Source organism: Laspinema olomoucense D3b (assembly GCF_025370785.1).
Taxonomy (GTDB): Bacteria; Cyanobacteriota; Cyanobacteriia; order Cyanobacteriales; family Laspinemataceae; genus Laspinema; species Laspinema olomoucense.
Genome location: NZ_JAMXFA010000079.1, coordinates 1 through 11,359, shown reverse-complemented (window position 1 = coordinate 11,359; position 11,359 = coordinate 1). Strand labels below are relative to the sequence as shown.

At 36.3% G+C, this 11,359-nt stretch carries 13 protein-coding genes; 7 read left to right on the top strand and 6 right to left on the bottom strand.

Annotated features, from left to right (window positions below; genetic code table 11):
- Positions 1-102 precede the first annotated feature (102 nt).
- From NG792_RS28510 to NG792_RS28495, 4 genes are all read left to right on the top strand, one after another.
- Positions 103-1,737 (top strand): protelomerase family protein, encoded by a 1,635-nt coding sequence (locus tag NG792_RS28510; protein ID WP_261237763.1) that lies wholly within the window; start codon positions 103-105, stop codon positions 1,735-1,737.
- 65 nt (positions 1,738-1,802) lie between these two features.
- Positions 1,803-2,063, top strand: coding sequence for a hypothetical protein (locus NG792_RS28505; protein ID WP_261237762.1), 261 nt, complete (start codon positions 1,803-1,805; stop codon positions 2,061-2,063).
- A complete protein-coding gene (locus NG792_RS28500) occupies positions 2,056-2,331 on the top strand; it encodes a hypothetical protein (protein WP_261237761.1) in 276 nt (91 codons plus the stop codon). The genes NG792_RS28505 and NG792_RS28500 overlap by 8 nt, the downstream gene beginning before the upstream one ends.
- Before the next feature lie 55 nt (positions 2,332-2,386).
- Positions 2,387-2,722, top strand: coding sequence for a hypothetical protein (locus NG792_RS28495; RefSeq protein WP_261237759.1), 336 nt, complete (start codon positions 2,387-2,389; stop codon positions 2,720-2,722).
- Here the strand turns inward: NG792_RS28495 and NG792_RS29160 are convergent.
- From NG792_RS29160 to NG792_RS28470, 5 genes are all read right to left on the bottom strand, one after another.
- Complete coding sequence (locus NG792_RS29160; RefSeq protein WP_435387618.1) at positions 2,714-4,702, bottom strand: IS1/IS1595 family N-terminal zinc-binding domain-containing protein; 1,989 nt, start codon at positions 4,700-4,702, stop codon at positions 2,714-2,716. The genes NG792_RS28495 and NG792_RS29160 overlap by 9 nt on opposite strands.
- Positions 4,703-4,705: 3 nt before the next feature.
- Positions 4,706-5,098: a hypothetical protein gene (locus NG792_RS28485; protein WP_261237757.1), complete on the bottom strand. Its 393-nt coding sequence runs from the start codon at positions 5,096-5,098 to the stop codon at positions 4,706-4,708.
- Entirely contained in the window at positions 5,068-5,313 is a 246-nt protein-coding gene (locus NG792_RS28480) for a hypothetical protein (protein ID WP_261237756.1), read from the bottom strand. The genes NG792_RS28485 and NG792_RS28480 overlap by 31 nt, the downstream gene beginning before the upstream one ends.
- A 25-nt stretch (positions 5,314-5,338) precedes the next feature.
- Entirely contained in the window at positions 5,339-5,686 is a 348-nt protein-coding gene (locus NG792_RS28475; protein WP_261237755.1) for a hypothetical protein, read from the bottom strand.
- Between the two features lie 383 nt (positions 5,687-6,069).
- Complete coding sequence (locus tag NG792_RS28470; protein WP_261237754.1) at positions 6,070-6,381, bottom strand: hypothetical protein; 312 nt, start codon at positions 6,379-6,381, stop codon at positions 6,070-6,072.
- A gap of 97 nt (positions 6,382-6,478) precedes the next feature.
- Between NG792_RS28470 and NG792_RS28465 the strand changes: the two genes are divergently transcribed.
- Positions 6,479-6,958: a hypothetical protein gene (locus NG792_RS28465; RefSeq protein ID WP_261237752.1), complete on the top strand. Its 480-nt coding sequence runs from the start codon at positions 6,479-6,481 to the stop codon at positions 6,956-6,958.
- A 44-nt stretch (positions 6,959-7,002) separates the two neighbouring features.
- On the opposite strand, the gene NG792_RS28460 is transcribed toward NG792_RS28465, so the two are convergent.
- Complete coding sequence (locus NG792_RS28460) at positions 7,003-7,491, bottom strand: MerR family transcriptional regulator (RefSeq protein WP_261237750.1); 489 nt, start codon at positions 7,489-7,491, stop codon at positions 7,003-7,005.
- Positions 7,492-7,705: 214 nt separating this feature from the next.
- Here NG792_RS28460 and NG792_RS28455 point away from each other — a divergent pair, with 214 nt between their 5' ends.
- Positions 7,706-8,158: a hypothetical protein gene (locus tag NG792_RS28455; protein WP_261237749.1), complete on the top strand. Its 453-nt coding sequence runs from the start codon at positions 7,706-7,708 to the stop codon at positions 8,156-8,158.
- Positions 8,159-8,224: 66 nt separating this feature from the next.
- On the top strand, positions 8,225-11,347 hold the full coding sequence (locus tag NG792_RS28450) for a hypothetical protein (protein ID WP_261237748.1): 3,123 nt from the start codon (positions 8,225-8,227) through the stop codon (positions 11,345-11,347).
- Positions 11,348-11,359: the final 12 nt, after the last annotated feature.

The window sequence follows — 11,359 nt, the reverse complement described above, 5'->3', positions numbered from 1 at the left end:
ACGATACGCAATTGTAAAGAAATGTTACAGTTTTGTACATATCGTGGTTATTGTGGTTATTATGTAAGTACGCAATAAACTGAACATAGAGAGGATCATCCAATGACTAATGCAAAAATCAAACAAGTATATGTTGATCGCCTACTTTCTTACAATAAAACCAAGTTGAACTCTATGAAAAAATTAGAGTTATTAGAGTTCGCAAAAAATTGTTTAATTCCTAATGCAGAAAACATGACAAAACCTGTAATGGTTCAAGAATTAATCGAGTTGAAAGAAGATTTAGAAGAAGGATATAATCAATCCTCTAAATCTTCTAAACCGGCTATTGAAGTCGGTGAAGAAGTTTCTAAAGATTCAACACAAAAAGAGGTTGTAACTAATCTAAAAAATCATCCTGCTATGAATTGGGGTTTACCAGTATTTTCAAAAACACAATTGAAATCTATGAAACGTAGTAATTTAGAAGATTTTGCGGAAAAATGTTTAATTACCGATGTCAAAAATAAAAGTAATGATATGCTTGTTAATCAATTACTTGAATTAAAAGAGCGTTTAAAAGCTGAGTCTAAACTCTCTAAACCCTCTAAACCCTCTAAACCCTCTAAACTGGCTATTAAAGCCACTGAACAAACCACTGAAGAAGATACTGAAGAAGCTACTGAAGTACCCACTGAAGAAGTTTCTGAAGAAGTCTCTGAAGAAGATATTGAATTATCAAAATGTGAAACTTCAGATGATTTTCAAAAACTTTTGCGAAATATTCGGGGAATGATTCGTTCTGATTCCGAGGATGAGTTAATCGACAATTTAGACGTTGAACAACGTAAGTTAGTAGCTTTAATCGATTCTTATGGCTATTCACCCCAAGTTAATCAGCAAATTGTCCGACGTACTTTAGAGGGTTTAGAATCTAAAATCGAATCATGGTTTTCTAATGATCAGGATGAATGGGATATCCGTTATCGGTGGTTTAATAAATTGTTTGCTACTCCTATCAAGACGATTTATCACCGGGAACGCCAAAAAGCTAATGATGTTTATTATGCCAAAAAGATGGCGGTATCTGGTAATTTAACCGAGATAAACGTGAAAGAGTTTTATTTGTGGTGTAAGGAAATTTTGACAGGAGATTTAGAAAAAGCACGATGGGAGGATATCTCGATCGCGTTGATTTTTTCGACAGGGCGACGGATGGGGGAAATTCATTGTAGTGCTGAGTTTTCTCCTATCCCTGGTAAAAATAATTGGCTAAGTTTCAAGGGTCAAAGTAAGGGTAAAAAAGAGAACGACAAGTTTAATGAAGTGTTTGAAATTGCAACTCTTTTACCGGCTGAAAATGTTATCAAAGCGTTAAAGTTTTTAGGAGAGAAGGGGAAACGATTACCGTCTAATTTAGAAAATCCTGATGAAACCCGTAAAAATATCAAACAAGTTAACAGGAGATTTTCAACAGCACTATCTCGACAAATGTCTGTAGTGATGGCAAAATTTAATTTTCCCAAGTTTTTATATGGTGACAATCGTCAAGATGGGGAAGTATTTTCCTATAAAACTTGTCGTGATTTGTACACAATTGCAAGTTATCAATCCTTTCCAAATGATGAAAAAGAATCGCGTTCCTTAACAAATTGGAGCTATAAAGTATTAGGGCATAGTGACTTAGCCACTGCCTTAATTTACGAGAAAGTAACTGTAACAGGGTTAGAAGATTTGATAAACGATATCAACGCTTAAACCCATTGGCACTCTATGAATCCCGGTAGAGTGCCTCTACCAACTCATTAACTTAGGTTTGAACAATGAATAATATATTGTGTAACGTTCCTCACTATCTGAATCATTGCTTTTCCCTGTTAGCGGCTATGACTAATCTGGTACTCCCTTTATTAAAACATCGTAGGCTAAATCGAAAGGAAAAGCACTTATTGAGAGATTTAATTTCGCAACTGATTTATTTTCTGTATCTGATTGGTGAGGATTTAGATTTAGAAATGGTACAGAAAACCGAGAATAAGGCTAAACTGAAATTAACGATTATCAACGGTGGTAAAAATGACTAGAACAATTGCAGAAATTTATCGCAGTGAAGAGTATCAAAGTTTATCCGGAGAGGAACGTTACCGTATTGATTCTCTACCCTCTGAACAGCGTATTTACGCGCTTCATAATATCCATCTCTACAGAGAGGAACAGGGACGGGTTAAGGGAGTGAAAGAGGAACAGGTTTATAGTGCTTTCTCAAAACTCTCTATTTCTGAACAGCAACGGATCAACTCGCTGAACCCTGTTGCACGGCTAGTTGCCCTGCGATCGCTTGTGAAAAAGTAAATTTCACCTATCCGTCTAAATTAACTTAGGCGGATAGGCACTATTTAGAGGTTTTATGGATAAGGAACTCGAAAGATTAGAAAGGCTATTAAACCATTACTACAACCTAGTTAAGAATGGTAATAAGACAGCGTTAGCGGATTATCTAAAGATTGTTGAGACTAAACAGAGGATTATTAACAGCACTCTGAAAGAGGAACGGGATAAATATTACACTCTTTCTCAGGAGTTTTATAAGCTGTTAGAATTACACTACAAAACAGTTTTTACTTCAGAAAATCTTGAACAGGTACGGGACGGTTTGAAAACAGAAGTCGAATCACTGGCAGTAGATTTATTTGTTAGCGGTAAACTTGACCCTGCATTGTTGTCACCGTTCAAATCAGAGTGAAAAAGAGGAACCGCAATCATTGCACCGATAACGCTGTTTTCCTTTGTATTTTCCATTTTTTCTAACATTAATAGACTCACAATTGCCACAAACAACAGATTCTAATAAACCGGGTTTTTTAGCTGTTGTGGCACTTACTTCTACAGACATAGATTCGCTGTAACCATCACCCGGTAAGGTTTTTGGCGGTTGTGGCAGAGGTAAGTAAGTAGATTCTATTGTGGCTGATTGTGTCGGATTTTGTGGCTTATTGTGTCTGCAATACTCTCTCGGTTTAGGTAATTGGGCGAAAAACTTTTTAGAATCTTGGTAACATAATCCGTAATATTTTATAGGACTATTTGAAATAGATTTAAAATCGCTATTTAATGCGCTTTCTTCCCCCCTATCAATTGCCAGATAGGGTATCCCTACCTTGATACTATCCCCTAGATAAACTTGATTGAACTGATGAAAATCAGCCTTATTCCATCCCGGAAATTGAGATACATTAGCGACTTGACCGATTGCTAAAACGTAGATTTTTAATGACCTTCCCAATGAAACCGCATTCTTGATAATCATTGAAATATCTTTAGACTTATGCCCAAAGGAATCAGCCCTAAAAATCAATTGCTGAAATTCATCTATTATCCAAAATTGCGGTTCCCAATTAGGTGGATTTTCAAAATTATCGGTGTTGACCCTGTTGCGTTCCATAACAATGCTGTCGAGTTCTAACAGTCCATCATAGGCAGTGGGATAGCGCGACCCTTCAAAACCCAGATAGTCTGGAGTTATGATGCGATCGCCTAAGTCTATTTTGCTGAACTCATCCGGTTTCGGTTGAATGAACTTGATACTGAAGTCATTCCGGAGGCTGAACAGTAAAGCGCAATAATTAACAGCAAGTTCACTTTTTCCGGTTCCTCTGGCTCCTAGAATCAGACAGTTTTCATCAGCTAACGCTAACTTTTCAAGCCAATTATCAGGAGCAAACTTGACCCTATCTATATCCTTTCTGGAATCAATTAAAAATGTGACTTTGCCGTTTCTAACCGTGTAATTTGGAGGGCTATCGATATCTATTAGACCCGGTAATTGCTCCGAAATAGATTTAAGGCACTCGTTAAAATTAGATGATTGTGGCTTGTAAATATGTTTCCATACTCCGTTGCTATTAGTCGATTCCAGATAGTCTACTCTGATTTTATTCTGACTGAATAGCTCTAAAATAACCCTAGCCGTTTGATTTTCTGGTTTACTTAGCTCGTTAGATAAGATAGTGACTTGTTGCCTTAAATTAATGTTTTCATCGTTCAAGGCTTCTATTTGATGCTGTAACTCTCCGATAGCTGATTCACTTTGGGACAAGGCAAAGTCAAACTGAACTCTCTGTGATTCGAGATGATTTTCTAGGTTTTTCCTATCGAGTTCTAGTGACTTCCTCTCTAATTCAAAGTCTTTTAATCCTCTCTTTAAATCATTTTCTTTCTCGGTTAATTTAGTGGAATAACTAACGAGTTCTTTCTCTCGTTTCTGCCAATTAGCTACAAGGGTTTCTAGTTTATTAACTTCTTCCTTATGCCGAATAATTAAACCTACCCTTTCGGCTTCTAACTGTGATACTTTTTCGTTAGCGGTTTTTAATAAAATATTCTGTTGTGATTTGATAGCCGTTATCTGTTTATCACAGTCCTTTTTAATCGATGCCAATTGATTATTAAAATCTGTTTTGAGAGTGTTTATATCAGATTCTAAAACGCTTGATTCATAGCTTTTATCAGCTAGTAATCTCTCGTTAGCTTCTACAATTTTTTGTAGTCGTTTAACTTTACTGGAAATATCTTTTTCAAGTAAAAAAGCACTCGCAATGGGTGCTAGTAAAGAATAGCTAAAACCAATATATTTAAGGGTTTTAAAGGTGACAGAAGTCGCCGCTATAAAACCGATAATGGGAGTGCTATAAACCATTCCGATTGCAAGTGCTTTAATGTGCATTTTTTATTTTAGAAAGCGGTTTTCCTGTCTGAATTTTAGCTTGAACAATTCGCTATCTTCCCTGAAATTAGCCTTCAGTTCGGAGAGTTTCAACATAGCGGATTGTGCTTGCACAGTAAGGGTTTCAGCGTGTAGCCGGGTCATGCCTTGTTCAAATCTAGCGGTAGCACCTAACTGATTTGATTTCTCTTTCTGGATTGATAGATTTAGCCGCGCTTGATTCAATGATTCTTGTGCTGATTGTACGGCTATTTGCGAGATAGAAGTCATCACTTTTTCACCCGTTAGCGCGTAGGTTTTTTGGCTGATTTTCTCATCTAAAATAGCCAAATCTAACCCTCTGATTTTTTGTTCCTTTAGTTCTTTTAATCGGTTGAACTCTCCCCGCGTGACCATACGTTTATTCTCCCTTGGATATCGGATAAAATCGAATCATTTCGTTTTTGGCATGATTCTAATTGAGACGATAGGGAATTGATTTGACTGCCTCTATCGGTGTTTTTCTGTTCTAGGTTTTTAACGTACAAATCATTGGGCATATCAGCCATACTCATGCCAATTGCTACCCCTAACGCAAGCGTTAACCCATAACTAATCCCTTGAATAGGCATCAAATCAATCCCCCTGTAAACTCGACTATTGTGGTAAAAAAAGGGTAGCATTCTCACCCGGTGAAAATGCTTTCATCTCTTCGATAACGGTTGATTCTACAACCTCAAAATCAGGGTAGAGGTTGCACTCGGTTAGTCGCTTTTTAGAAAGTGCAACGGTTCCCCGGTCTAACAGGGAATTAAGGTGCTGATTGTACGCTTGAAAATAAATTCTCGCGTCTTTTTCAGCGTCGAGTTTTCCCTGTTCTAGTAGTGTTTGAGCGCGGAAATTATTACGAATTTCAGAGTGTTTGCACCCATTCTGTGAAGTCGGATTGTTGACTTGATTGGTGTCTTGATTGTTGGTTGTTTCTGTCGCTTTTTTGGTAGCCATGATTTTCGAGTTCCTTATTCAAGTTTATTTGTGCGTACTGAACCCCAAATTTAGAGATTAATTCTCTGTAAATTTGAAGGATTTTATAGGCATCACAACTAAGTGATTTTGAACCGGGTACATAATCCCATTCATTGAATACAGCAGCTATTTGATGGCACGATGCCAGTGATCTACTGTAGGTTGCCTTGCTCAAATTGAGAAAGTTTTGAGCATTTTGGTGGGATATCGCGATAATTTCGGGAGTAACGTCATACATTTCTCATTCCAGCCTCACTCGGTTATCAAACTTTTCTCATTCCAACCTCACCATAAAACAACCGCACTATGGCGGTCAATAGGTTTACCGTCATAGTGCGGATAATTTTTAATGTAAAGATTTATTACAAGTCTTGATTGCGCTTGATTTGTTTTTCCATTTCGCGCAAGATATCCTCTTTCATCAATAATCTGGGAACGTAGCTAGGACAAGACTCAAACCGTTCCCCCCATCTTTCTACTGTACGGATACTAGCTCCTGTAACGGTATGCAGTAGTCGCACGGCTTCTACCTTAAACCCCCATTCACCGGGTTTTAGTTGACACCATTTGGTGCAAAATTCTAAAGGATCCATTTTTTCGTTCTTTTTGGCTAAAAGCCTTTCAGGGTATGGTTTAGACTTAACATAGCCCGGTTGATAGTAGGTTGTTTGCATTTTCTTAAATTTACGCGACTTGACGGTAAACTCATCCTACACCATTTAAGATACTGGACTATAATTGAATCATTCATTAATTATAAGATTTACTTATATGGCTACTAAGTGTTTACTTTGCAATTCTGACATCAGGACCGAAATTGACCTATTGCTCCTATCCGGTGAGTCAACTGAGAAAGTAGCAAAAATTTGTTGCGATCGCGGGCTAAAAATATCTAAAGCGTCAGTATGTAGACATACTCGACATATAGAGGGATACCATCCTCCAAAATCTTCAGAAATTGTAGATTATGGCGTTAAAAAGAATGAGTTACAACCGCTCAAATTTGAAATATCAAACGAGTTAACTTCTGAGAAATTATCGCAGTCGATAACCTCTACTTATCAAATAATTATTGCAGGGATTGAAGCGCGGGCTATAGCTTGGGCAAAGGGTGAGGGTAGATTCCCTTTAGATGAAATAAAAGCACTTCAAAGCTATACTGATACTATTTCTAAGTTAAAGGATAAAACAAACTTTTTAAATCTTGAAAACACTTTCAACCCTTGCGACTTTGAAGATTTATTAAACTAATAAAAAAACCCTGTAACCTTTACTGGTACAGGGTTATGGAATTATTAGGCTGGAATTCTTTCTAAAATATTCAATCGTTTCATCTTAGGAGAAGAATTCGCCATCTCGATTAACTCACCCTTTAAAGTGTTTAAAGAAGGAATAAGAATCACCTCTAAAATACCGTATTGTTTTGAATTGATACTTTTATCAAATTGAATCAACACTTTTTTAGAGTTTTCTTCAGTTAGCCAGTAAACATCCTCCCCAAACACAATAATTTCCTTATCATGTAAGGTTTTATCCTCTCCCCATTCCTCCAAAAAATCAATCATTTTTCTGATTGTTTGTAGTGATACTTCACTACGCATTTTAAAAATTGCTTTCAGTTCTAGCAATTGTTTAAAAGAATAAAAACATGATGGTTTTTTAGGGTTACCAAATTTTTGAGGGGATACCACCCCTAACCTATCAAGATAAGAAAGTCGTGACGGGTTAACATCGCAAAGTGCGGCAGTTTCTTGCCTTGTGTAGCCAGTAACAACGGTACTCATGATGATTTATCTCCTGTTTTATATCAGATCCTCTACATACCATTGTAAATCACGTCAGCACGTCACGTCAAATCAAATTGTAATAAAACTTAACAAAAATGCGTTGACGTTCAACGCATTTTTAGGTTAGTCTATAAGTGAGGGTCAAACCTCACCCCCAAGGGGATCCCCAAGGGGAACTGTAAAAACTCGTAAAAACTAGGAAAAAACGATCATGCCTTTATCTACCAAAAAAGCAAACAAGCCGGTTATCGATGATCATGGTTATGTTACAGGAACAATTGTCAACATAGAAGAGTGCGAGAGTAACTTCAATCAGGAGCAATTTGAATTTACTATCGAGTCGCAAGGCACTTCTAAGGTTATCAATTTTAAATTGTGGACAGGACAAAATTTGAACTCTAAAAAGTTTCCTTATGGCGAACCGGACAAGAAAAGTAACAAGAAAAGTAAGACTGAAGAGAATGAAAACTTAGACTATAACAAACTAACCCGGTTAAGTCTAAATCTAGGGATGATTAAAGAGTCTGAATTGTTAGCTGATAAAGTCGAGAATTTTGACCTTGAAACTTTAAAAGGTAAAGAGGTCCAATTCAAATTAGAAGTTGTTAAGGGTAAGACCCTGCAAACTATTGATTTATCTTCTATCAAGTTTGCAAAAAAATAAAATTGATAAAACTAAGGCTAGGACTGAGTTCTAGCCTTATCATTCTGTTAGAAAATCAGGAGAATTATGCCATTAATTGTTACCCGTGATTTAGAAATAGTAGAATTGTCCCCTGCTAGTCAATTGCCAGATAAATTAAAGTTATTTGTTGATACGGAATATCAAGATAGTAAAAAAATGGTAGTAGAGTGCATAGGTATATATGCACCCCTATTAAACGATCATGCTGCTGTATGGATGAAATCAGAATTAACCAATGATTTTCATCCTATAATTACTCTTTTAGAACTCCATAAATTTTTAGTCGAACCCCTAAGTGAGGAAGATTTAGAACCGTTAACAACTGAGTTATTAGAAATTCAAGAAAGTATTTTTGAGTGCGAGTCTACCGCTAAAGGAATCAAAAAGGCTTATGAAATCGCTTTAACCCAGGGGATGTTTGATGAGTTACTGACCGAGTACAACCTTGATAGAAGTGCAATCCGTTATCGGAGAGAGAAAAAAGAATCACACCTTGATCTAGTTCCTCCCACGTTAGAAATCGAAATCGAATTCTTTTTTGCGACTGCTGATATTTTCAAGATTGGAGGAACTCTCTATCAGGAGCAATTGCTTAATGCTTATCTCACTCAGTATCGCACCTTTAAACTCAGAAAACCGTTATCCTTTTATGCAAATATCGATAACAAGTTATATGAGATTAAGGTCAACTTTAGAGACAGTTACCACAGAATCCCTCCCCTAACTAATCGCAGTCTTGATGGGAACTGTAAATCACTTGGAATGGAAATAAGAAAGCTAGAAATCGATACTCCTGAGATACGATCGCAACTTGGGCTAGAATCATCGGTTAAAGAACACTTTAGCCTTTTTGCTGATAAAATGCCTTTAGATGCTGCAAAATACAATGCCAAGGATTTATTTACAAGTGCTGACTTATCGGAAAAACAACAGGAGCTATTAAACCATATTCGATCCGACTTTGGTTTAGAAAATGTTGATATAGCGGATACTACCGGGTCAACTGTTTCTCGGTTTATTATCGACTTAGTAAAAACTGATATTGGAGCGTTAGGAGATAAAGAAAAATTAAAATTGTTAACGAGCTTGCTAGGTCAAACTAAAGTAAAAAACTTGCAACGGATAGAACTAAACAATTTCGGAATTCAACCGTTTATGACAGTAGGCGGATTATTGTTTAGTCGCACTCCAAAATATCCATTAATTGAAGGAAAGTTAAGTGATTGTGACTTGTCAAGTTGCTATGCAACATCTATGAGTAATATGCACATTTATCTAGGGGAACCTGTTACCCTTACTTTCAAATACCCTAAATCAGCACCAACTTTAAGAGAAGTTTTAGAATTTATAGAGACTACGAATGCACCTAGGGACGGATTTTTTGTTCGTGTTAGTGGAGATTTAAAAAATGCTTTTAATACTTTAGTGCTTAGTGATTTAAGATTCAAGAAAGAAAAAGTATTAATGCCCAATGAGTTCGATTTGAATGAAAGTAGAAAATCAATTGAGTTGTTTGACGCTTTTAAAACTCCTAAAAAGAACGCGACTTCTACACTACTACTTAAACAAATTAAATTTGGTTTAATCAATCAAGATACAATTGATTGCTTAAAACTTTTACCAGAAAGTTGGTATCAGGAATATCTCGATTTAAAAGTTGATTGCCTAGCTTTCCATCCTGCTGAGTTAATTTGCGATACTTTAGAAGAAGTTGCTAAACTTCGATCCGAATTGCCAGATGAACCCTATACAGACAATTTTGACAAAAAGAGCGGATTGAAGACAATTAAAAGTCAATACTATAACTCGAATGCAACTTTAAGAGTTGATATTGGTAAATATTGGAATCAGTTGAGAAATCAGAGGGCAATCTATAAGAAAGCAAAAAAACCTGTACAGGAAATTTACAAACTTTTTGGAAATTCTGGATATGGTGTAATGGCTTGTCTCTATTTAGCTTCTAATAATTTGATGGCATCCAATCAGATTACATCAGGAGCAAGGTCAGGAGCCTGGTTAATGCTTAACACGCTTAACGGATTCGGACCGATAACCGATGGCACTTGCTTTAATTGGCTAACTGTACCCCTAGGACAAACCTTTAGAGGAGTTCTAGCAAAAAATCCGCACTATCTTTTTGATTATGATTCAACAATTGCCAACAATAATACAGACTATTCCCAACAATGGTTTGATGATAATTTCAAAAAACATTTACTAGACTTCTATGAAATAGATTCTAATCATATCCCCGCTAACAGATTTAATTTTGAACTCAAAACTGAAACTTTCTACTCTTCTACTAAACCTGTAGAAACTACCCTATTCACTCGGTTCTTTAATACGAACGCGGGTAACTATTCTAAAGGGTTGGGAGATGAAACGATACTCATTGAAGGGACTGATTATGATTTTGAAGCACAACAAAATTATCTGAAAGCGAGGTCATTTAGAGGTAATACAAATAATCTGATTGAATGGTATTGCCGCACTCTAAAGGAAGGTTACACTGAACCATTGATTTATGATGAGTTTAAGTTGATTAAATTTGGTGAGGCGAATAGACTCGCAATTAAATTTTTAGACAGAGAGGAAATAGAGGAAATTGCTCATCCTTTGGGGTTTAGCACTCGTACCTACAAAGCTATGAAGTTAATATCCCGGTCACAATTTTTATTCTTGAACGAATCACAGCTAAAGAATTTTGAAACTAACGAGCATAAGTTAGCAGAGTTAAGTAAAGAACTGTTAGATAAAAAATTCTGGCAAAAAATAACGACTGAAGATTTAGCTGAGTATGGTGCTGAAATTTTACCAGGGGTTGACTATTTCAATTTTTCAAAAACTCATGCTGTAGGTACTGGGTTTGAGTTACTTACCCTGACAAAAACCCGCAAAGGAGATATAAAGGCACTCCGGACAGAAATTTTTGAACGCATCTTAAACGGTTGTAGAGACTTCAATGCTGAACTCAACATTAATCGAAATTTCAAGCTAGGGAACCCTTTTAAACTGATGTTAGCAGCGATAATTGTTCATAAGGCAAACACTGAACAGGAGCTACTAGAGAAGTTAAAGAACTCCACTAATTGTCCTGTATTATTAACAGTTAACCGAGAAAATATTCAAATACTTGCTGACTTGAAAAAATACAGAAAAGACAATTAAACCCCTCTACCC